Source organism: Blattabacterium cuenoti (assembly GCF_014251555.1).
GTDB lineage: Bacteria > Bacteroidota > Bacteroidia > Flavobacteriales > Blattabacteriaceae > Blattabacterium > Blattabacterium cuenoti_P.
In genome coordinates this window covers 610,902-631,784 of record NZ_CP059190.1, presented here as the reverse complement: position 1 = coordinate 631,784, position 20,883 = coordinate 610,902, and the positions used below count along the sequence as shown (strand labels likewise).

The window sequence follows — 20,883 nt, the reverse complement described above, 5'->3', positions numbered from 1 at the left end:
AAATTGTAAATATTATGGTTTTTATATCTGAAAAAGCTAAAAGTAAATTGATTTCTCTTATGAAAGAGGAGGGGTTTTCTCATAATGTTTCTTTCGTCAGGTTTGGTGTTAAAAGTGGAGGATGTTCAGGAATGTCATATGAACTGACTTTTGATCAAGAAAAACAAAAAGGAGACAGACTTTTTCAGCATCAAGAAATGAAAATATTGATAGATCAAAATAGTATTCCTTATTTGGAAGGAACAACGTTGGAATATTCGGATGGATTAAATGGAAAAGGATTTTATTTCAAAAATCCTAATGCAAAACACACTTGTGGATGTGGAAAAAGTTTTTCATCATAAATCATAATGAAAGAAAACAACAAAATACTAAAAAAATTTACTGAATCTGAGTATAAATATGGATTTTACACTCCAATAGAATCAGATAAAATCCCAGTAGGATTAAACGAGGATATTATTCGCCTGATAACAAAAAAGAAAAATGAACCAACATGGATGTTAGAATGGAGATTAGATTCCTATCATCTATGGAAAAAAATGAAATATCCAAAATGGGCGAATATCAAATATAATGTTCCAAAATTTCAAGAAATAAGTTATTACTCCGCTCCTAAAAAAAAAATAAACTTAAATAAGTTAGAAGAAGTAGATCCAGAATTAATAAAGACATTTGAAAAATTAGGAGTTCCTATAGAAGAAAGAAAAACCCTTTCGGGAGTAGCTACAGATATAGTATTAGATTCTGTTTCTTTAGCCACTACGTTTCAGAAAAAATTGAGAGATAAAGGTATTATATTTTGTTCTATCAATGATGCTTTAAAGAAATGTCCAGAAATTGTTAGAAAATATTTAGGTTCAGTAGTTTCAAAAAAGGATAATTTTTATGCAGCTCTTAATTCAGCTGTTTTTTCAGATGGTTCTTTTTGTTATATTCCAAAAGGAATTCGTTGTCCTATGGAATTATCAACATATTTTCGAATTAACGAAAATGGGACAGGTCAATTTGAAAGAACTTTGATTATTGCAGATCAAGATTCTTATGTGAGTTATTTAGAAGGATGTACTGCTCCACAAAGAAAAGAAAATCAATTACATGCAGCTGTAGTGGAAATTATAGCTTTGGAAAATTCTGAAGTCAAATATTCCACCGTTCAAAATTGGTTTCCCGGAAATAAAAAAGGAGAAGGAGGTGTTTTCAATTTTGTTACAAAACGTGGATTATGTGAAAAAAAAGCAAAAATATCTTGGATACAAGTAGAAACAGGTTCCTCTATCACTTGGAAATATCCATCTTGTATTCTGAAAGGAGATTTTTCTATGGGAAAATTTTATTCTTTAGCCTTGACTAAAGACTTTCAACAAGCAGATACGGGAACCAAAATGATACATATCGGGAAACAGACAAAAAGTGTAATTATATCAAAAGGGATTTCTACAGGAAAAGCCCAGAATAGTTATAGAGGATTGGTGAAAATAGGTTCTCAAGCCATTCATTCACGAAATTTTTCTCAATGCGATTCTTTATTAATAGGAGATCAATGTGGAGCGCATACTTTTCCATACATTCATGTATATAATAATTCTACTTCTCAAGTAGAACATGAAGCTACTACCTCAAAGATAGGAGAAGAACAAATTTTTTATTGCAATCAAAGAGGGATCGATACTGAAAAAACTATTTCTTTAATAGTTCATGGTTTTAGCAGTGAAATTTTAAAAAAATTGCCTATGGAATTTGCAGTAGAAGCCAAAAAACTTTTAGAAATCTCTTTGGAGGGATCTGTTGGATAACGTTCAAATAATTATGTTAAGTATAAAAAATTTACATGTTTCTATAGAAGATAAAAAAGTTTTGAAAGGAATTAATTTAGAGATAAATGCAGGAGAGACTCATGTGATCATGGGTCCTAATGGTTCTGGAAAGAGTACTCTTGCTTCTATAATAGCCGGAAAAAAAGAGTATAAGATAACTGAAGGATATATTTATTTTTTGAATAAAAATTTAGAAAATTTTTCTCCAGAAGAACGTGCACATTTGGGAATTTTTCTTTCTTTTCAACATCCAATAGAAATACCAGGAATTTCCGTTATTAACTTTATTAAAACAGCTATAAATTCTATCCGAAAAGCAAGAAATCTGAATAAAATATCTGCTAAAGAAATATTATTGAAAATAAAAGATACATCTTCAAGATTAAATCTTGAAAAAGATTTTGTTTATCGTTTTCTGAATGAAGGATTTTCAGGAGGAGAAAAAAAACGAAATGAAATATTTCAAATGATGATGTTAGATCCTTTATTCTCAATTTTAGATGAGGTGGATTCAGGTTTAGATATAGATGCTTTACGTATCGTTTCTCAGGGGATTAATACTTTTCGAAATAAAAAAAATTCTGTTTTAATTATTACTCATTATAAGAGATTATTAGATCATATTCTTTCAGATTATATCGTCCATATTTTATATAATGGTAAAATTATTCAGTCAGGAAATAAAAAATTAGCTGAAAAACTAGAAAAAGAGGGATATGACTGGGTTGTAAAAAAAAAAGATTGTTCGTTATAATTTTAATTTAATGCAGTTAAAAGAAAAAATAATTTTATTAATTGATAAATACTCTTCCAAAAAAGAAGAAAATTCTTATATCTCCTTTCTACAAAAAAAACACATTGATTTTTTTAAAAAAAAAGGATTTCCTTCTTTTACCAGAAATGAAGAATGGAATAATACAGATATTAATCCAATTATAAATCAGGATTATCATGTTCTTTGTGGAAAGAAAGAAATAGAACATATAGAATACCAAAAAATTAAAAAATTAATCTTTTTAAAAAGAGAAAAATCTTTTCTTTTGATTTTTATAGATGGAAAATATAATTCTTCTCTTTCTCGACTCTGTGGAGTGAAAAATCATGTTATATTATCAAATATAGCTTCACAAAAAGAAAATCAAATTAAAAATTATTATGGAAAATTTTCTTATCAATATAATGTTTTCTATACTTTAAATACTCTTTTTTCAAAAGATGGAGCCTATATTTATATACCTGATAATATAGTTTTAGAAAAACCAGTAGAAATATTACATATTTCTACTGGTTTAGAATCCGGAAAAATTTTTTTGAACACTAGAAATTTAATTATAGTAGGAGAACATTCTTATGTTAAAGTGATTGAACATCATAAATGTTTAAAAAAACATTTAGTTTTTATAAATTCAATCAGTGAAGTTTATGCTTCAAATCATAGTCAAATCGATTATTATAAGATACAAGACAATTTTGGTGAAACATCCATAATAGATAATACATTTTTAAAACAAAAAAAGTATAGCAAATGTTCCGTTTACACTTTTTCTTTTCAAGGAAATTTTATTAGAAACAATTTGAAATTTTATTCCAATGGAGAAAAAACTTATTCTTATTTATATGGAATTTCTCTTTTATCAGAAAAACAACTTGTAGATCATCATACTTTGATAAATCATTTATATTCCAATGCTTCTAGTTATCAATTATACAAGAATATTTTATTTGATAAATCTAAGGGAATTTTTAATGGAAAAATAATTGTTAATGAACGGATTAAAGGAATAAACGCTTTTCAAAAAAATAGCAATATTCTTTTTTCTGATGAAGCGTGTATGTATACTAAACCTCAATTAGAAATTTATTCTGAAGATGTGAAATGTTCACATGGTTGCACGATAGGAAATCTTCAAGAAAAAGAGTTATTTTATCTTCAATCAAGAGGAATTTCTGAAAAAAATGGAAAAATGTTATTATTGTTTTCTTTTCTGGAAGAGATATTAAACCTTATTCATATTTTTGAATTGAAAAAATTTGTCTGTCAAAAAATGAAGAAAAAATTAAATCAACACTTATAATCTAATATGTTTTCAGAAGAAGAAATACAGAAGATAAGAAATCAATTTCCAATTTTAAAAGAAAAAATTTATTCAAATCCTTTGATTTATATAGATAATGCGGCTACTACTCAAAAACCTTTACAGGTTATTCAAGCCTCTCAAAATTATTATTCTATAATGAATGCTAATGTTCATCGTGGATTGCATTATATGAGTCAAAAAGCTACAATAGAAGTAGAAAATACAAGAAAAAAAATTCAGAAATTTATTCATGCAAAATATTCTTCAGAAATTGTTTTTACAAAAGGGGCTACCGAATCCATTAATTTAGTCGCTTCTAGTATCAGTTCTTTGATAGGAAAAGGAGACGAAATTATTATTTCGTGTTCTGAACATCACTCAAATATTGTTCCATGGCAAATTATTTGTGAAAAAAGAGGCGCTGTTTTAAAAATAATCCCCATTTACGAAAATGGTTTTTTAAAATTAAAAGATTTTGAATTTCTAATTTCAAGAAAAACAAAAATAGTATCTGTTAGTCATATATCTAATGTTTTAGGAATAATTAATCCTATTAAATATATTATTGATAAATCTCATGAATATGGTGCATTAGTTTTGATCGATGGAGCTCAAGTTCCTTCTAATTTAGATTTGGATATGCAAGATTTAAATGCGGATTTTTATGTTTTTTCTGCACATAAAATGTATGGACCTACTGGAATTGGAGTATTATATGGTAAAAAAGAAATATTGGAAACTATTTCTCCTTATCAATTTGGAGGAGAGATGATTAAAAATGTTAGTTTTGAAAAAACAACTTATTCAGATTTACCTTTTAAATTCGAAGCAGGAACTCCAAATATAGAAGGAATTATAGTATGGGGTTCCGCTATAGATTTTGTGGAAAAGATTGGAATACAAAATATACAATCTTATAAAGAAAAACTTTTGTCATATGCCATTCAACGTTTAAGTTCCATAGATGGAATTCTATTATATGGAAAAGTCAAAGATTTTTCTCAAAAATCCAGTATTATTTCTTTTAATTTGAATAAATTACATTGTTTTGATGTAGGAAGTGTTTTAGATCGTTTAGGTATTTCTGTTCGTACAGGACATTTGTGTGCACAACCATTAATGAACTTTTTTAAAGTTTCAGGGATGATTCGTGCTAGTTTTTCTGTGTATAATACTTTTAAAGAAATAGATTGTTTATTTGAAGGTCTTTTAAAAGCAAAAAAATTATTATTAAAGTATTAAAAATTTTATGACTTACGCTATTGTAAATATACAAGGAAAGCAATTCAAACTTTTTGAAAATAAATATGTTTATGTTCCTCATATTTCTATGAATTTAGGGGATAGAATATTTTTAAACCAAGTTTTTTTGTTTTCTAAAAAAGGAATTCCTCTTTTAGGAGATCCTTTTTTAGAAAATATAAGTGTTCAAGTAGAAATATTACAACATATAAAAGGCAACAAAATCATTATTTTCAAAAAAAAGAGAAGAAAAGGATATAAAGTAAAAAATGGATTTAGACCTATTTTTTCAAAAATTAAAGTAATTTCTTTTTTAGAAAAAAACAACAATTAAAAATGGCTCATAAAAAAGGTTCAGGAAGTTCTAAAAATGGAAGAGATTCAATCGGAAGAAGATTAGGTGTTAAAATATATGGAAATCAATATGCTAATTCCGGAAACATAATCGTTCGCCAGCGTGGAACTAAACATCATCCTGGAAGAAATGTAGGAATAGGAAAAGATCACACTTTATATGCTATAAAAAGTGGATATGTTTATTTTAAAAAAATGAAAAAAAATAGATCAGTTGTTTCTATTATATCAAGTAAAAAAAATAAGACTGGGTAGTTCAAATAGGATAGAACAACAGTTTCCTAAACTGTAAGTTGTGGGTTCGAATCCCTCCCCGGTTACAAATTACGAAATGGTCCCAGCTGGATTTGAACCAGCGACGCCCTGATTATGAGTCAGGTGCTCTAACCAACTGAGCTATGGGACCTGTGAAAGAAAAGAATGGAATAGTTGCAATTTTACAACATTATTTTTCCTGTTACAAATTTTTTGTAATTTTTTTTCATCTCATCTATAATTTTCATCAAAACTTTTAAGAAATTATGAAAGAAATGAGTTTCATTAGAAATGAAAAATTGTCTTCAATATTTTCTATAGAAATAGCAGAAATTCTTAATGAAGAAATTAGAAATAAAAATAACGAAAATTTTTTAGTCACTTTGATTAAAGTATGTCTAACCCCCGATATGAATTTGATAAAAGTTTATATCAGTATTTATCCTTCTTTGAATAAGAAAATTTTAGAATTTATACGTTCTAAATCTAGATTTTATAGAAAATTACTTTCTAAAAGACTTAGATATCGTGTGAAAAAAATACCGAAATTAGATTTTCGTGTTTCAATAAAAGATTAAGTTTTTGAAAACAGAATTTTATATAGCTGTACGCTATTTTTTTTCTAAAAAAAAAATGAACATTGTAAATGTTATTGTTTTTTTATCTGTTTTATCTCTTAATGTTTCCACTCTTTCTCTATCTATAATTTTATTTGTTTTTTCTGGATTAGAAAACTTGAATGAAAAATACTATCAGATTCATTATCCGGACATCATCCTTTCTTCTAACAAAGGAGATTTATTTGTTGATGACGGAACCATAAAAAAAAAAATAAAATCTATAAAAGGGATCATCGCTTTTTCTAAAACTATGGAAAAAAAAGTTTTTTTGCATTATAACAATCAAAAATATTTTATTTCTTTAAAAGGAGTGGATACAGAATATGAAAAAGTTATGAAAAAATTTAAAAAAATAGATTTAAAAAATACTTTATCTCCTGGTTATTTAAATGTATATCTAGGATGGTCATCTATGGGATTTTATTTTCCAATAATATTTAGAAATCAGATTAAAAATCCTTCTAAAATCCTATTTTTTTCTTACAAAAAGAATCATAATACTTTTATTCCATTTTTTATACAAAGAAAAATTTTTATAAAAGGGATTTTTCAATTCAGTCAAAAAATGGATATAGAATATTTGTTTTGTAATTTATCTGAACTTCAGAATATAATAAAAGAAAAGGGGATTCAAACATTAGAGATAAAAATTCATAAAGAAGCTGACATTCAAAAAATAAAAAAAAATTTGATAGAAAAATTTGGATCCAAATTTAATATAATAACACGAATAGAAAAAGAAAAAGCTTTTTACAAAGTTCTGAACACAGAAAAAATATTTGTCTATTTTTTATTTAGTTTAATGACATTGATCACTGGATTCAATTTATTTAATGCCATTTTTATTTTGCAATTAGATAAAATAAAAGAACTTTTTACATTATGGAACATTGGTTTTTCTTTATGCAAAATCAAAACTATTTTTTTATATATAGGTTTTTTAATTACTATTTTTGGATGTTTGAGTGGATTATTTATGGCATATATAACGTACTTCATCCAAAATCAATATCAAATTATTAAAGTGATAGGAAAAATACCTTTGCCTGTAAAAGTAACAATGGTAGATTCTTGTATAGTTATAAGTATTATTCTTACAATAGGGGCAATTATATCTTTTTTTTCTTCAAGAAGAATAAATGGAATAATTTCAGATTATAAATGATACGTTTTTAAGGGTTCTGATGCTTCTACATTAAAGAAAATTTCTTTTGCTTCTTTTTCAAATGCTTTTATATTAGGAAATCGATTTGAATAGTGTCCTAATAACAATTTTTTGACTTTAGCTTTTTTCGCTATATAAGCAGCCTGATTAGCTGTGGAATGTCCTGTATTGATAGCTCTATTTTCTTCTGTTTTTAAAAAAGTAGATTCGTGGTATAATAAATCTACATATTTTATGTGTTCAATTATAGGAAGATAAAAAGAAGTATCTGAACAAAAAGCGTAAGACAATCTTTTGGGAGGATCAAACGTTAATTTTTCATTTGGGATTATTCTTCCATCATTTGTTTTAAAATCTTTTCCTAGTTTTAGATTTTTGTAATCTACGATTTTGATATCCGGAATTTTATTAATTTCTTCCATGTTTAATTTTCTATTACTAGGTTTTTCTTTAAAGAGAAATCCATTAGCATAAATTCTGTGTTTTAATGGAATAGAAAAAACTTCTATTTTTTCATTCTCCATAATTTTTTCTAATTTTTTAGATGATAATTCTATGTGATCTATACAGTATTTTAGTCTAGTGTAAGACCATTTAAAATGAACATCTATAATTTCTTTTAATCCTTTTGGAGCATAAATGCTGACAGATTTTTCTCTTCCTAATAAATGAAATGTAGATAACAATCCAATTAATCCAAAAAAGTGGTCTCCATGTAAATGAGATATAAATATATGTATTATTCTGTTAAACTTTATTTTTGCTTTTCTTAATTGAAGTTGTGTTCCTTCACCACAATCAATAAGAAAGGAAAAACCTTTCATTTCCAATATTTGAGCGGTGGGATGAAATTGATTTGTTGGTATGGAAGAGTGGCACCCCAAAATAGTTAATGAAGGCTTTTTCATTATTAAAAATTTCTATTATTTATAAATTGAATTAATTTCTTAAAAGCTTTGATTCTATGACTGATTTGATTTTTCTGATCAATATTCATTTCAGATAAAGTATGTTTGTGATCATTTGGAATGAATATAGGATCATACCCAAAACCTTGGGTTTTAATAATTTTTTTTGAAATTGTTCCAGATAATTTTCCTTTAAAAAAATAAATTTCTTTTTCATTGATTTTTAAACAAAAAACACAAAAAAACTCTGCTTTTCTGGAAGAGTCTTTTATCATATTTGATAATAATTTTTTCATATTGTCCATGTTTTTTCTTGTTTTAGAATATCTTGATGAGTAAATACCAGGTTCTCCATTTAAATATTCTACTTTCAATCCAGAATCTTCAGAAAAACAGGGAAAGTTTGTTTTTTCAAAAAAAAATTCTGCTTTTAATAAAGCATTTTCTTCAAAAGAATTTCCCAATTCAGGAATTGAATCCCGAAAATCAATATCTTTCAAAGATAAAAGATTAAATTTTTGAGATTGATTAGATAGAAAAAAATTTCTGATTTCTTGTTCTTTAAAAATGTTGTTCGTGACAAAAAAAATTTTTTTCATATTTTTCTTCTTTTTTTTAAGAGAAAAATACAACCTGTAACTATTATAGTGAAGGCCACCGTCAAAATTAACCAAAAATTTGGGTCTATTTTTTGTGAAAAAAACTCTTCATTTTTCATGAAAAAAAACACGCTAAATATAGCAAAAGAATTATTAAAGATATGTAATAATATACAGTTTATAAGAGAAGATGTGACAAAATAAATGAATCCTATAAAACTTCCAATAATAAGACCACCTACAAATTGCCATGGGTTCATATGAGTTAAGCCAAATAAAAATGAAGAAAATAAAATGGCTTTGATTGGATGAATTTTATTTTTTAACATTCCATTTAAAATGATTCCTCTAAAAAGAACTTCTTCACATATAGGAGCCAATAAGATTGTAGTGGAAAAAAAAGGAATTGGATTTTTAATTTCTTCTTTTAAAAATTCTTCAATTTCTTTATACATATTGCCTAATATAGGACCTTCTTTCGGTACGAATGAAGAAATATATTCGTTGATAATCATCATACAAAACATCATACAAAAAATAATAAAATAAATATACCATGGTGAAAATTTCATAGATAAGTCTATGATAAGATTTTTTTTTTGAGCTTGATGAGAAATGAAAATAAATAAAAATATGAAAGGAAGAGTATATGATATTGAAAATATCATACTTTCAGGTAAATTGATAGAAATTAATAACTTTCTAAAAAGTACATTGAAAAAATTTAAAGCAGTAAATGCAACTATTAATAAAATAGACTCTATGTAATTTATTTTAAAATAATTCTTCATAATCAAAAAGTTCATCTTGTCCTGTTTTCAAAAAAAAATATGTATTTACTGATGAAATATGATCTCTCTTAGATTGAAAATACAATTTTTCATCAATAATTCACAAAATCGTTTAATTTAGTAGTAAAAGTTTATTGATAATTTTCATCATCTTTCCATTTTTTTTGTGCTATTGAAAGATAAAACAATTAAAATAAATATAGAACTCTTTTAATATAAAAATTAGAAAATTATTATGTCATTATTTGATATTAAATCTATATTTCATAGTTATGAATCCTTTAAAGATAGAAGCATTAGCCCTTCAAAAATTTTTAGACATTATAATTTATTGGAAATTATAAAAAAACATAATGATACATGCTCTATTACTCCTATAGGATTTTCTGTAGAAAGAAGAAAAATTTTTAAAATAAAATGGGGAATTGGAAAAATTAAAGTATTTATTTGGTCTCAAATGCATGGAAATGAAACGACGGGAACAAAATCTATGTTTGATATTTTTCATTTTTTTTCAAAACAAGAAAATCATGATTTAGTTCAATTTTTAAAAAAAAATTTAACCATTTTATATATTCCCATGTTGAATCCTGATGGATCTGAAAAATTTCAAAGAAGAAATGCTATAAACATTGATTTAAACCGAGATGCGGTTCGTTTACAATCTCCAGAAATACAAGCTCTTTTTCAGGAAATTTACAAAGAAAAACCTCATATTTTATTTAATTTACATGATCAAAGAAGTATTTATAATGTTGGAAATAAATATTTTAATCCTGCCATTTTATCTTTTTTATCCCCTTCTGTAGATTCTAAAGATATTCATTCTATTCATACTATTCATAAAAAAAGATCTATGGGAATTATACATTTTATTGCGAAAGAGATTCAAAAGATATTACCTGATGTTGGATCAGTGGGTAGATTTTCTGATGAATTTTATCCTACAGCAACTGGAGATAATCTGCAAAAATTAGGTTATCCTTGTGTCCTGTTTGAAGCAGGAAATTATCCTAAAGATAATCATAAGGATAGGATTAGAAAATATAATACTTTATCCATTCTTGCAGGATTCTATTTTATTTCTTCTCACAAAGAAAATCTTGAAAAAGATTATAAATGTTATCTTTCCATTCCAGAAAACAAAAATGTTTTATTAGACAAAATATATCGAAAAGTTAAAATACAAAAAGGCGATAATCAATTTATAATTGATATAGGATTAATGAAATTTGAAAAATTTGATTTTGAAAGAAAAAATCTTTCTTTTGTTTCTAAAATCGTTGACATAGGAGATTTATCCAATTTTTTTGCTTATGAAGAATTTATTATTCCAGGTCAACTTTTTCATGGAAAAAGGTATCCAGAAATTGGAGATGTAGAATCTTTTAAAATTTTTTAATTTTATTTTTTGAAATTAGAAACTGCTAATTTTGTTCTTCCTTTTTTTCTTCTTCTAGATATAATTATACGACCTGCTTTTGTATTCATTCGTTTTATAAATCCATGAACATTTACTTTTTTTCTGTTAGAAGGCTGATAAGTTCTTTTCATATTTTCTAAGATTAGATTTCTTTTTTATATTCAATCTTTTTCGAAAAGTGTGAGAAAAAAACAAAAGAATCAAAAGGCCAATAACAAAACCTACAAAAAAAAAAGTAACACGTTTTGGAAAACTCATATACAAACATAGACAATCAACAATAAATTACATAAAGTTTTTTATTTTCTAATATTTTTTTTATGAAAAATTCATATCCTAGAGATGATATTGTTTTCAATAAAAATCTAATATATATATTATATGCTTGAAAAGCAAAAAACTATTGCAAAAAAAATTTCTTTACAAGGATTCGGTTTATATACTGAAAAAAAAGTGACTATTACTTTTAAACCAGCTCCAGAACATACAGGGTTTATTTTTATTAGAACAGATATCAAAGAAAAGCCTTGCATAAAGGCACATTTTTCTTTCTTGTTAAAAGAAAGAATAGATCAAGGTATTATTTTGGAAAAAAATGGATTAAAAATTTATACGATTGAACATATTCTAGCGGCTCTTACAGGAATGGATTTAGATAATGTTATTATAGAATTAGATAACATAGAAATTCCTATTATGGACGGTTCTTCAAAATTTTTTGTAGACGCAATTGAAAAAGTTGGAGTAATAGAACAAGATGCAAGCAGAAGATATTATTCGATAACAGAAATTATTTCTTATGAAAATACAAAAACAGGAGCAGAGATTATAGCTTTCCCTGCTAAAAAATTTGAAATCATGACCATGATAGATTTTGATTCAAAATTTGGACAAAATGCAGTATTGAAAAATTTGAATCAATTTAAACAAAAAATAGCTAGTTCAAAAAATTTTTGTATTCTTCGTGAAAAAAGAACCAAAAAATCAGAGAATAACTTATTTTCAATCAATCAACTTAAAAAAAAGAAAAAAAAACCTATATCTTATTTTTTCCCTTTTTCCTATCAAGAATCTAATGAAATAGCTAAACATATTCTTTTAGATATTATAGGTTTTTTGACTTTAACAGGAGCTAAATTAAAAGTAAAATTGATTTTTTATAAGCCTGATAATTATATTATTATGCAATTTCTAAAAGAGTTAATTAAAAAAGTTAAAATCTTTAAAAAAAATGATATTCCTCAATTTGATTTAGCAAAGAAACCCATCTTAGATATAAAAAAAATCATGAAAATTTTGCCTCATAAACCTCCATTTCTTATGGTAGATAAAATTATAGATTTAACGGAAGACAGTGTCACAGGAGTTAAAAATGTAACTATAAATGAATCTTTTTTCATAGGTCATTTTCCAAAAGAACCGATCATGCCTGGTGTATTGCAAATAGAAGCTATAGCACAAGTAGGAGGAATACTTGTGTTAAATAAATTGAACAATCCTGAATTGTATTCTACTTATTTTCTAAAAATAGATAAAGTTAAATTTAAACATAAAATAGTACCTGGAGACATAATTATCTTTAAAGTTGATTTATTGGAATCCATGAAAAGAGGAATAGTTCATATGCAAGGAAAAGGTTACGTAAATAATAAACTCGTGGTAGAGGCAGAAGTTATGGCAAAAGTAGTTAAAAGTTATAACGAATCTTGACAAAAATTTTAATTTAAAAAAAATGAATATTAGAAAAGGATTACATATACAATGGAATAAAGAAGTATATAAAATAATTGATTTTCTTCATGTAAAACCAGGAAAAGGATATGCTTTTGTCAGAACTAAATTAAAAAATCTGGTTACAGGTCATATTCTAGAAAATAACTTTTCAGCGAAACATAAACTTAAAGAGGTTAAAGTAAAATCTAATTTTTATTGGTATTTATACAAGGAAAAGGATTTTTTTTATTTCATGAATGAAATAAATTATGATCAAATACAAATAGAAGAAAAACTGATAAAAAATATAGAGTTTTTAAAAGAAGGAATGAGAATTACGATTTTTTTTCATATTAAAAATGAAAAAGAAAAGACTTTTCTCTTTTTAAAGATGCCTTCTACAGTTATTTTAAAAGTGAAACACACAGAAATTGTTAAAAAAGGAGATACCATTAATAACACCAATAAAATTGCTGTTTTAGAAACAGGAACTAGATTATTGGTCCCTTCTTTTATAGATATAGGAGAACTTGTTAAGATCAATACAGAACATAGATCTTATATAGAAAGAATTAAGAAGTAAAAATTTTGCATAAATTAGAAAAGATTATGAGTATTTTGATAGATAAAAACATTAAAGTTCTTGTACAAGGATTAACTGGAAAAGAGGGTTTATTTCATACTGAACAAATGATGAATTATGGTACCCCTATAGTAGGGGGGATTACTCCAGGAAAAGGAGGAAAGGTTTATTTAGGAGTCCCTATTTTTAATACTGTTGAAGAAGCGGTGAAAAATACAGGAGGAAATGTAAGTGTTATTTTTGTCCCTTCTGCTTTTGCTTCAGATGCTATCTTTGAATCAATTTATGCGAATGTTGAAGTGATTGTATGTATTACAGAAGGAATTCCTGTTTTAGATATGATTAAAGTCAAACATTTATTAAAACAAAAAAGGTCTTGTTTAATCGGTCCAAATTGTCCTGGAATTATTTCTCCAGAAGAATCTAAAGTGGGGATTATGCCTAATTCAGTTTTTAGAAAAAAAGGTAAAATAGGAATAATTTCTAGATCCGGAACTCTTACTTATGAAGCGGCAGATCAAATTGTAAAATTTGGTTATGGAATTTCAACAGCTATTGGAATAGGAGGAGATTCTGTTATTGGAATGAGTATCAAAGAAATTATGAAACTATTTTTAGAGGATCAAGAAACTGAATGTATTGTTATGATTGGAGAAATAGGGGGAAGATTGGAAATTGAAGCTGCAGAATGGATAAAAAAATTGAAAAATAAAAAGCCAATAATAGGTTTTATAGCAGGACAAACAGCTCCGAAAGGAAGAACGATGGGACACGCTGGTGCTATTATAGAAAAAAAAATAGAAACAGCACAAGCAAAAATGAATATAATGGAAAAAAATGGAATACATATAGTTAAATCTCCAGCAAATATAGGCATGACTGTATACGAAGTTCTTCATTAATTTTTTAGTTAATGGGGTTGTGTTCATCAGTAAAATTTTCTGAAAAAATTTGAAATGGATAAATTTTTGATAACTGGATTAGGGAATCCTGGATCTTTGTATGAAAAAACAAGACACAATCTTGGATTTTTAATTTTAGATCAAATTGCTAAGAAACATTTTCTTTCTTTTTCAAAGAAAAAATTCGGATTCATTTCAGAATTCAGTTATCAAAAAAAATTACTTTTTCTTTTAAAACCTTCTACTTACGTTAATCATAGTGGTCTAGCTGTTAAATATTGGATGATAAAAGAAAAAATTCTTTTAAGAAATGTTCTTATAATATCTGATGATATTTATCTTAATTTCGGTAGTTTTCGTTTAAGAGAAAAGGGTGGAAGTGGAGGACATAATGGATTAAAAAGCATAGAAAAAGAAATAGGGACATCACATTATTCACGTCTTCGTTTTGGGATTAAAAATCATTTGAAAAAAAAAGTAGATGATTATGTATTAGAAAATTGGAAAAATGAAGAAATAAATTGTTTATTTTCTAAGTTAGATATAGGAAGGAAAATAGTATTTTCATTTGTAACAAATGGACTGCAAAAAACGATGAATTTATTCAATAATAATTCTTAGTTAACCTTGTAGTTTAATAGGATAGAATATAGGACTCCGATTCCTACGGTATGGGTTCGAATCCCTTCAAGGTTATTTGATTTTTTAACCTAATTGTCATTATGCATCATATTCGCAATTTCTGTATTATTGCACATATAGATCACGGGAAAAGTACATTAGCCGATCGTTTATTAGAGTTTACAAAAACTGTTTCGGAAAGAAAACAAAATCAGTTATTAGATGATATGGATTTGGAGAGAGAGCGTGGAATAACTATTAAAAGTCACGCTGTTCAAATGGAATATAAATATAATGATCAAGTATACATTCTGAATCTAATAGATACACCTGGTCATGTAGACTTTTCTTATGAAGTATCACGTTCTATTGCTGCATGTGAAGGAGCTTTACTTGTAGTGGATTGTACTAAAAGCGTACAAGCTCAAACTATATCTAATCTTTCTTTAGCCTTGAAAAAAAATCTTGTCATTATTCCAATTTTGAATAAAATTGATTTGTCTGATTCTATTTCTGAAGAAGTGATGGAAGAAATTATGGAGTTAGTTCAATGTAAAATGGAAGATATTATTCCTGTTAGTGCTAAAAATGGACTAGGAATTAATAATATCTTGGAAAGAATAGTGACATCCATTCCTGCTCCAAAAGGAGATCCTAAAGCTCCTTTACAAGCTAGGATTTTTGATTCTTTATATAATCCATTTACAGGAGTTGAAGCTTTTTTTAGAGTCAAAAATGGTTCTATTCGAAAAGGACAGAAATTACGGTTTGTTTCCACAGGAAAAGTTTATTATGCTTATGAAATAGGGACGCTTAAATTGAAACGTGTTTCTAAAAATAGAATTAATACAGGAGATGTTGGATATGTCGTTTCTGGAATAAAAAATACTTGTGAAGTCAAAGTAGGGGATACAATAACAGATGCTAATAATCCATCTATTAAAGATATAGAAAAATTTGAAGAGGTTAAACCTATGGTTTTCGCAAGTATTTATCCAGTTGATTCCGATAAGTATGAAGAATTACATTCTTCTATAGAAAAATTACATTTAAATGATGCGGCTCTTTCTTTTAGTAGTGAATCATCTCCTGCTTTAGGATTCGGTTTTCACTGCGGTTTTTTAGGATTACTTCATATGGAAGTGGTTAAAGATCGTTTAGAACGAGAATATGGTATTTCTGTAATTCTTACCATTCCTAATGTTTCTTATAAAGTTTATATGAAAAATAATCAAGTTATTTTAGTTAATAATCCTTCAGATTTTCCAGAAATGGAAAACTTTAAAAAAGTAGAAGAACCTTACGTTTTAGTTTCTATCTTTACTAAAGATGTTTATATAGGAAGTATAATATCTTTATGTATTGGAAAACGAGGAATCATGATTGAAAATCAAAATTATTTGACATCTGAAAGAATAAAAATTACATTTGAAATGCCTTTATCTGAAATTGTATTTGATTTTTATGATAAATTGAAAACAGTTTCAAGAGGATATGCTTCTTTTGATTATAATTTTATTGGTTATAGAAATTCAGATTTAAAAAAAATTACTGTATTGATTAATCATAAAAAAATAGAGCCCTTATCTCTTTTGGTTCATAAAAATAAAGCTTTCTCTTTGGCAAAAAAAATATGTCAAGAATTAGCTGTATTAATTCCAAAACATCAATTTTGTATTCCTATTCAAGTTTCTGTATCTGGAAAAATTATAGCAAGAGAAACTATTAAAGCTTTGAGAAAAAATGTAACTGATAAATGTTATGGAGGAGATGTTTCTCGTAAGAGAAAACTCATAGAAAAACAAAAAAAAGGAAAGAAAAAAATGCGACAAATAGGAAAAGTTGAAATTCCATCATCTGCTTTTATGACTTTTTTGAAAGTGAAAAATTAATTTTACAAAAAAAATCAAAAAATTATTTAATATGTCTATTAAAATAGGAATCAATGGTATTGGAAGAATAGGAAAATTAGTTTTATTATCTGCTTTAAATAGAAAAAACATTGAAGTAGTATCTGTAAATGATTTAGTTACTATAGAGTATTTAGCTTATATATTAAAATATGATTCGGTTCATGGTTCTTTTAAAGGGAATCTTCGGATAGAGGATGAAAATTATTTAGTGCTAAATGAAAAACGAATAAAAGTAACTAATCAAAGTGATCCTAATCAACTCAATTGGAGAAATTTAAATGTAGAATATGTTGTTGAATCCACTGGCCTTTTTTTAACAAGAGATTTAGCTAATGCTCATTTGAAATCAGGAGCTAAAAAAGTTATTTTATCAGCTCCTCCTAAAGATGATATTCCTATGTTTGTAATGGGGGTTAATCATACAAAAATGAAACCAAATGAAAACATTGTATCAAATGCTTCCTGCACAACGAATTGTTTATCCCCAATTGTCAAAGTGTTAAATGATAATTTTGGAGTGTTAGAGGGATTAATGACCACTATACATGCTTCCACTGCTACTCAAAAAGTTGTTGATTCTGTTTCTGCTAGAGATTGGAGAGGAGGAAGATCTTCATTAACTAATATTATTCCTGCATCTACGGGGGCCGCTAATGCAGTCGGAAAAATTATACCAAATTTAAATGGAAAATTAACTGGAATGGCTTTTAGGGTTCCTGTTACAGACGTATCTGTCCTGGATTTTACAGTTTGTCTAAAGAATAGAACCAATTATAATCAAGTTAAACACTGTATGAAGAAAGCTTCTGAAACAACATTAAGAGGAATATTAGGATATACAGAAGAAGCTGTTGTTTCATCAGATTTTATAGGAGATGATAGAATTTCTATTTTTGATGCTAATTCTAGCATGATGTTGAGTCCAAATTTTTTAAAAATAGTTTCTTGGTATGATAATGAGGTTGGTTATTCCACAAAATTAGTGGATCTTATTCATTACATGTCTTCCATCTGATCTTATCATTTATGGAATGTGTTTTAAAAATGAAAACTTTTTTTCATATTTATCAACTTGAAAAATAAAATTTTTTATTCCATTACTTATCATCAAAAAAGGAGCTTGTACTACACTGTTATATATGGAAATTTGGTCGAAAACCTTTTGTGTTATAGGAATTTTAGGAGCTTTACATTCAATAAGTATGTGTGGTCTTTCATTCAATTGAACTAGAATATCTATTCTTTTATTTAGTCGATTTATTTGTAAAGGAAATTCGATCCATATATTCGAGTTTTTGTAATTTTTTACTTGTTTTAACAAAAAAATTATATATTGACGTGTAACTTCTTCCTGAGTAAATGAATAAAATTTTTTTCTAATCGAACAAAATATATAGATTTTGTTTTTGATTCGATTTAAATGTAAATGTTTTTTAATAAACAAATTGAAAAAACGCATAACAATTATATTGAACAAAAAAATTAAAATTAGTTCAAAAAATAAATTTCAAGAAAAAAAATGCTAAAAAAAATACAAGACTGTGTTATTATTGGATCTGGACCTGCTGGTTATTCTGCTGCTATTTATGCGTCAAGAGCTGATCTCCATCCGATTTTATTTGTAGGATTTCAGCCAGGTGGACAATTAACTACTACAACTAGCATTGATAATTATCTTGGATTTCCTGCAGGAATAAGTGGAATAGATTTTATGGAAAATTGCAAAAAACAAGCAGAACGTTTTAATACTCTAATCATAGATCAATCCGTAACAAATGTCTTTTTATCCAATCAGAAGGGAGGAATACATCGTATTTTTTTTGAAAAAGAAAAAGAATGTCTCAAGAGCAGAGGGGTCATTATAGCTACAGGTTCTAGTCCTAAATTTTTAGGAATAGATAGGGAAAAGGAATTAATCGGATTAGGAGTTTCTTTTTGTGCTACTTGTGATGGGTTTTTTCACAAAGGAAAAGAAGTTGCTGTGATAGGAGGAGGAGATACTGCTTTAGAAGAAGCAAATTATTTATCAAAAATTTGTAAAAAAGTATATTTGATAGTTAGAAAAAATTATTTGAGAGCATCCAAAATATTACAATCTCATATTTCAAAAAGAAATAATGTAAATGTCTTATTTTGTTCTAATATCACAAAAATTATTGGAAATGATTTTTTGGAAGGAATTAAGATATTTAATCATGAAAATAAAACGATCACTACTCTTTTAATTAGCGGATTGTTCATTGCAATAGGTCATATTCCTAATACAGAAATTTTTAAAAACAAATTAGATTTAGATGATAGAGGATATGTTATTGTTAAAAAAGGAAGCACCATGACTAATAAACCAGGAGTATTTGCTGCAGGAGATGTACAAGATCCAAATTATAGGCAAGCTATTACTTCTGCTGGGACTGGATGCATGGCGGCATTGGATTTGGAAAGATATTTATATCATGAAAAAATGGAATAGTCATTTCTTTGATTTTTTAGTTTCTCACGCAAAAATTTATGGTTTTATTTTTCCTTCTAGTGAAATTTACGGTGGATTAAATGCTGTTTATGATTATGGACCGTATGGAATTGAATTAAAAAATAATATAAAGGAATTTTGGTGGAAATCAATGACTCTTCTTCATGAAAATATAGTGGGAATAGATTCCTCTATATTAATGAGTTCTGATATTTGGAATGCATCAGGACACGTAAATGAGTTTAATGAGTTATTAATTGATAATAAGGATTCCAAAAAAAGATATCGTCCTGATATTTTGATTAAAGAACATGTAGAAAAGAATTTTTCAAATCATCCTAAAAAAAAAGAAGATATATTATTTCGTTTATCTCAATCTTTAAAAAAAAAGGATTTATTAGATCTCAGGATTTTAGTTGACGAATTAAACATTTGTGATCCTATTTCTAAAACAAAAAATTGGACAGAAATTCGTCATTTTAATATGATGTTTAAAATGAAAAATGAAGATAAAAAAGATTTATTTCTTCGTCCAGAAACAGCTCAGGGAATATTTTGCAATTTTCATAATGTAAAAAAATCTAGTCGGATGAAAATTCCATTTGGAATAGCTCAAATAGGAAAATCATTTAGAAATGAAGTCTTTGCAAGAAAATTTTTGTTTAGAATGCGAGAATTCGAGCAAATGGAAATGCAATTTTTTATTCTTCCTGAAGAAGAAAAAAGATGGTACGAATATTGGAAAGATCTCCGTTTAAAATGGCACTTAACTTTGGGAGATCAAAAGAGCTATAAATTACGGAATCATGATCATTTAGCACATTATGCTAGTGCAGGTGCAGATATTGAATATCATTTTCCTTTTGGATTTAAAGAAATAGAAGGGATACATTCTCGAAGAGATTTTGATTTGAAAAAACATGAATTTTTTTCAAAAAAAAAATTAAGAGTCTTCGAATCAAAAAAAAACTATATTCCTTATGTGATAGAAACGTCTCTAGGGTTAGATCGTCTTTTTTTAGCTATATTTTCTTCTTCTCTTAAGAAAGAAGAATTAGAAAATGGAAATAAACGTATAGTCCTTAAATTTCCTTCTTATTTATCACCTGTGAAAGGTGCCATTCTTCCATTAGTTAGAAAAGATGGATTACCAGAGATTGCAAAAAAAATATTTGATAATTTGAAAATGAATCATAAATTGATTTACGATCAAAAAGAATCTATTGGTAAATTATATCGAAGACAAGATGCAATAGGTACCCCTCTATGTTTTACTGTGGATTATAAAACCATAGAAACAGATACAGTTACTATGAGATATAGAGACAGCATGTTACAAAAAAGAATTCATATCAAAAATATATCCAGAATAATCGAAAAAGAAACTGGATTAGAAAAAATTTTCAAAAAACTATCTGATTTTATATAA

General features: G+C 26.5%; 23 protein-coding genes and 3 tRNA genes. 20 read left to right on the top strand and 6 right to left on the bottom strand.

Features of this window, described 5'->3' with window-relative positions:
- The first annotated feature begins 14 nt into the window (after window positions 1-14).
- The 8 genes from H0H68_RS03120 (at window position 15) to H0H68_RS03085 (ending at window position 5,811) form a co-directional block, all read left to right on the top strand.
- Window positions 15-344 (top strand): HesB/IscA family protein, encoded by a 330-nt coding sequence (locus tag H0H68_RS03120; RefSeq protein WP_185853332.1) that lies wholly within the window; start codon window positions 15-17, stop codon window positions 342-344.
- A gap of 6 nt (window positions 345-350) precedes the next feature.
- Window positions 351-1,796: a Fe-S cluster assembly protein SufB gene (gene sufB / locus H0H68_RS03115; RefSeq protein WP_185853331.1), complete on the top strand. Its 1,446-nt coding sequence runs from the start codon at window positions 351-353 to the stop codon at window positions 1,794-1,796.
- Window positions 1,797-1,809: 13 nt separating this feature from the next.
- On the top strand, window positions 1,810-2,571 hold the full coding sequence (gene sufC / locus H0H68_RS03110) for a Fe-S cluster assembly ATPase SufC (RefSeq protein WP_185853330.1): 762 nt from the start codon (window positions 1,810-1,812) through the stop codon (window positions 2,569-2,571).
- Between the two features lie 10 nt (window positions 2,572-2,581).
- Complete coding sequence (gene sufD / locus H0H68_RS03105) at window positions 2,582-3,892, top strand: Fe-S cluster assembly protein SufD (protein WP_185853329.1); 1,311 nt, start codon at window positions 2,582-2,584, stop codon at window positions 3,890-3,892.
- Between the two features lie 6 nt (window positions 3,893-3,898).
- Window positions 3,899-5,137 (top strand): aminotransferase class V-fold PLP-dependent enzyme, encoded by a 1,239-nt coding sequence (locus H0H68_RS03100; RefSeq protein WP_185853328.1) that lies wholly within the window; start codon window positions 3,899-3,901, stop codon window positions 5,135-5,137.
- Window positions 5,138-5,144: 7 nt separating this feature from the next.
- Window positions 5,145-5,471 (top strand): 50S ribosomal protein L21, encoded by a 327-nt coding sequence (gene rplU, locus H0H68_RS03095; RefSeq protein WP_185853327.1) that lies wholly within the window; start codon window positions 5,145-5,147, stop codon window positions 5,469-5,471.
- Window positions 5,472-5,473: 2 nt separating this feature from the next.
- Window positions 5,474-5,746, top strand: a complete 273-nt coding sequence (gene rpmA, locus H0H68_RS03090; RefSeq protein ID WP_185853326.1) for a 50S ribosomal protein L27 — start codon at window positions 5,474-5,476, stop codon at window positions 5,744-5,746.
- A tRNA-Arg gene (locus tag H0H68_RS03085) sits at window positions 5,737-5,811 on the top strand. The genes rpmA and H0H68_RS03085 overlap by 10 nt, the downstream gene beginning before the upstream one ends.
- 12 nt (window positions 5,812-5,823) lie before the next feature.
- Here H0H68_RS03085 and H0H68_RS03080 read toward each other — a convergent pair.
- Window positions 5,824-5,897: transfer RNA gene (locus H0H68_RS03080), tRNA-Ile, on the bottom strand.
- A gap of 115 nt (window positions 5,898-6,012) precedes the next feature.
- On the opposite strand from H0H68_RS03080, the gene H0H68_RS03075 reads away from it, so the two are divergent.
- Both H0H68_RS03075 and H0H68_RS03070 read left to right on the top strand, forming a co-directional pair.
- Window positions 6,013-6,324, top strand: coding sequence for a ribosome-binding factor A (locus H0H68_RS03075; RefSeq protein ID WP_185853325.1), 312 nt, complete (start codon window positions 6,013-6,015; stop codon window positions 6,322-6,324).
- Between the two features lie 55 nt (window positions 6,325-6,379).
- Entirely contained in the window at window positions 6,380-7,531 is a 1,152-nt protein-coding gene (locus tag H0H68_RS03070) for an ABC transporter permease (RefSeq protein WP_238783947.1), read from the top strand.
- Here H0H68_RS03070 and H0H68_RS03065 read toward each other — a convergent pair.
- From H0H68_RS03065 to H0H68_RS03055, 3 genes are read right to left on the bottom strand one after another with little or no spacing between them, the layout of a single operon-like run.
- Window positions 7,522-8,439, bottom strand: a complete 918-nt coding sequence (locus H0H68_RS03065) for a ribonuclease Z (RefSeq protein WP_185853323.1) — start codon at window positions 8,437-8,439, stop codon at window positions 7,522-7,524. The two genes, H0H68_RS03070 and H0H68_RS03065, sit on opposite strands and share 10 nt — an antisense overlap.
- 2 nt (window positions 8,440-8,441) lie before the next feature.
- A complete protein-coding gene (rdgB, locus tag H0H68_RS03060) occupies window positions 8,442-9,038 on the bottom strand; it encodes an RdgB/HAM1 family non-canonical purine NTP pyrophosphatase (RefSeq protein ID WP_185853322.1) in 597 nt (198 codons plus the stop codon).
- On the bottom strand, window positions 9,035-9,829 hold the full coding sequence (locus H0H68_RS03055) for a type II CAAX endopeptidase family protein (RefSeq protein WP_185853321.1): 795 nt from the start codon (window positions 9,827-9,829) through the stop codon (window positions 9,035-9,037). Before H0H68_RS03055 ends, rdgB begins: the two co-directional genes overlap by 4 nt.
- Before the next feature lie 235 nt (window positions 9,830-10,064).
- Between H0H68_RS03055 and H0H68_RS03050 the strand changes: the two genes are divergently transcribed.
- Window positions 10,065-11,231 (top strand): M14 family zinc carboxypeptidase, encoded by a 1,167-nt coding sequence (locus tag H0H68_RS03050; protein WP_185853320.1) that lies wholly within the window; start codon window positions 10,065-10,067, stop codon window positions 11,229-11,231.
- A gap of 2 nt (window positions 11,232-11,233) precedes the next feature.
- On the opposite strand, the gene rpmH is transcribed toward H0H68_RS03050, so the two are convergent.
- Window positions 11,234-11,383 (bottom strand): 50S ribosomal protein L34, encoded by a 150-nt coding sequence (gene rpmH / locus H0H68_RS03045; protein WP_185853319.1) that lies wholly within the window; start codon window positions 11,381-11,383, stop codon window positions 11,234-11,236.
- 250 nt (window positions 11,384-11,633) lie between these two features.
- On the opposite strand from rpmH, the gene fabZ reads away from it, so the two are divergent.
- From fabZ to gap, 7 genes are all read left to right on the top strand, one after another.
- Window positions 11,634-12,962 (top strand): 3-hydroxyacyl-ACP dehydratase FabZ, encoded by a 1,329-nt coding sequence (fabZ, locus tag H0H68_RS03040; protein WP_185853318.1) that lies wholly within the window; start codon window positions 11,634-11,636, stop codon window positions 12,960-12,962.
- 22 nt (window positions 12,963-12,984) lie between these two features.
- A complete protein-coding gene (locus H0H68_RS03035; protein WP_185853317.1) occupies window positions 12,985-13,548 on the top strand; it encodes an elongation factor P in 564 nt (187 codons plus the stop codon).
- 26 nt (window positions 13,549-13,574) lie between these two features.
- On the top strand, window positions 13,575-14,450 hold the full coding sequence (gene sucD, locus H0H68_RS03030) for a succinate--CoA ligase subunit alpha (protein WP_185853316.1): 876 nt from the start codon (window positions 13,575-13,577) through the stop codon (window positions 14,448-14,450).
- 54 nt (window positions 14,451-14,504) lie between these two features.
- Window positions 14,505-15,071 carry an aminoacyl-tRNA hydrolase gene (gene pth / locus H0H68_RS03025; protein ID WP_185853315.1) on the top strand — a complete coding sequence of 189 codons (567 nt, stop codon included), beginning with the start codon at window positions 14,505-14,507 and terminating at the stop codon, window positions 15,069-15,071.
- Between the two features lie 2 nt (window positions 15,072-15,073).
- Window positions 15,074-15,146: transfer RNA gene (locus H0H68_RS03020), tRNA-Arg, on the top strand.
- Window positions 15,147-15,172: 26 nt separating this feature from the next.
- A complete protein-coding gene (gene lepA / locus H0H68_RS03015; protein WP_185853314.1) occupies window positions 15,173-16,963 on the top strand; it encodes a translation elongation factor 4 in 1,791 nt (596 codons plus the stop codon).
- A 31-nt stretch (window positions 16,964-16,994) separates the two neighbouring features.
- Window positions 16,995-17,999, top strand: coding sequence for a type I glyceraldehyde-3-phosphate dehydrogenase (gene gap, locus H0H68_RS03010; protein WP_185853313.1), 1,005 nt, complete (start codon window positions 16,995-16,997; stop codon window positions 17,997-17,999).
- Window positions 18,000-18,008: 9 nt separating this feature from the next.
- On the opposite strand, the gene H0H68_RS03005 is transcribed toward gap, so the two are convergent.
- Window positions 18,009-18,443, bottom strand: coding sequence for a type I restriction enzyme HsdR N-terminal domain-containing protein (locus tag H0H68_RS03005; RefSeq protein ID WP_185853312.1), 435 nt, complete (start codon window positions 18,441-18,443; stop codon window positions 18,009-18,011).
- Window positions 18,444-18,503: 60 nt separating this feature from the next.
- On the opposite strand from H0H68_RS03005, the gene trxB reads away from it, so the two are divergent.
- Window positions 18,504-19,454 (top strand): thioredoxin-disulfide reductase, encoded by a 951-nt coding sequence (gene trxB, locus H0H68_RS03000; protein WP_185853311.1) that lies wholly within the window; start codon window positions 18,504-18,506, stop codon window positions 19,452-19,454.
- Window positions 19,438-20,883, top strand: coding sequence for a glycine--tRNA ligase (locus tag H0H68_RS02995; protein WP_185853310.1), 1,446 nt, complete (start codon window positions 19,438-19,440; stop codon window positions 20,881-20,883). Before trxB ends, H0H68_RS02995 begins: the two co-directional genes overlap by 17 nt.

Excerpts from the sequence above, each read along its gene's own strand:
- H0H68_RS03120 (WP_185853332.1), top strand. The coding sequence starts at position 15 with ATGGTTTTTATATCTGAAAAAGCTAAAAGTAAATTGATTTCTCTTATG.
- sufB (WP_185853331.1), top strand. The coding sequence starts at position 351 with ATGAAAGAAAACAACAAAATACTAAAAAAATTTACTGAATCTGAGTAT.
- sufC (WP_185853330.1), top strand. The coding sequence starts at position 1,810 with ATGTTAAGTATAAAAAATTTACATGTTTCTATAGAAGATAAAAAAGTT.
- sufD (WP_185853329.1), top strand. The coding sequence starts at position 2,582 with ATGCAGTTAAAAGAAAAAATAATTTTATTAATTGATAAATACTCTTCC.
- H0H68_RS03100 (WP_185853328.1), top strand. The coding sequence starts at position 3,899 with ATGTTTTCAGAAGAAGAAATACAGAAGATAAGAAATCAATTTCCAATT.
- rplU (WP_185853327.1), top strand. The coding sequence starts at position 5,145 with ATGACTTACGCTATTGTAAATATACAAGGAAAGCAATTCAAACTTTTT.
- rpmA (WP_185853326.1), top strand. The coding sequence starts at position 5,474 with ATGGCTCATAAAAAAGGTTCAGGAAGTTCTAAAAATGGAAGAGATTCA.
- H0H68_RS03075 (WP_185853325.1), top strand. The coding sequence starts at position 6,013 with ATGAAAGAAATGAGTTTCATTAGAAATGAAAAATTGTCTTCAATATTT.
- H0H68_RS03070 (WP_238783947.1), top strand. The coding sequence starts at position 6,380 with ATGAACATTGTAAATGTTATTGTTTTTTTATCTGTTTTATCTCTTAAT.
- H0H68_RS03065 (WP_185853323.1), bottom strand. The coding sequence starts at position 8,439 with ATGAAAAAGCCTTCATTAACTATTTTGGGGTGCCACTCTTCCATACCA.
- rdgB (WP_185853322.1), bottom strand. The coding sequence starts at position 9,038 with ATGAAAAAAATTTTTTTTGTCACGAACAACATTTTTAAAGAACAAGAA.
- H0H68_RS03055 (WP_185853321.1), bottom strand. The coding sequence starts at position 9,829 with ATGAAGAATTATTTTAAAATAAATTACATAGAGTCTATTTTATTAATA.
- H0H68_RS03050 (WP_185853320.1), top strand. The coding sequence starts at position 10,065 with ATGTCATTATTTGATATTAAATCTATATTTCATAGTTATGAATCCTTT.
- rpmH (WP_185853319.1), bottom strand. The coding sequence starts at position 11,383 with ATGAAAAGAACTTATCAGCCTTCTAACAGAAAAAAAGTAAATGTTCAT.
- fabZ (WP_185853318.1), top strand. The coding sequence starts at position 11,634 with ATGCTTGAAAAGCAAAAAACTATTGCAAAAAAAATTTCTTTACAAGGA.
- H0H68_RS03035 (WP_185853317.1), top strand. The coding sequence starts at position 12,985 with ATGAATATTAGAAAAGGATTACATATACAATGGAATAAAGAAGTATAT.
- sucD (WP_185853316.1), top strand. The coding sequence starts at position 13,575 with ATGAGTATTTTGATAGATAAAAACATTAAAGTTCTTGTACAAGGATTA.
- pth (WP_185853315.1), top strand. The coding sequence starts at position 14,505 with ATGGATAAATTTTTGATAACTGGATTAGGGAATCCTGGATCTTTGTAT.
- lepA (WP_185853314.1), top strand. The coding sequence starts at position 15,173 with ATGCATCATATTCGCAATTTCTGTATTATTGCACATATAGATCACGGG.
- gap (WP_185853313.1), top strand. The coding sequence starts at position 16,995 with ATGTCTATTAAAATAGGAATCAATGGTATTGGAAGAATAGGAAAATTA.
- H0H68_RS03005 (WP_185853312.1), bottom strand. The coding sequence starts at position 18,443 with ATGCGTTTTTTCAATTTGTTTATTAAAAAACATTTACATTTAAATCGA.
- trxB (WP_185853311.1), top strand. The coding sequence starts at position 18,504 with ATGCTAAAAAAAATACAAGACTGTGTTATTATTGGATCTGGACCTGCT.
- H0H68_RS02995 (WP_185853310.1), top strand. The coding sequence starts at position 19,438 with ATGAAAAAATGGAATAGTCATTTCTTTGATTTTTTAGTTTCTCACGCA.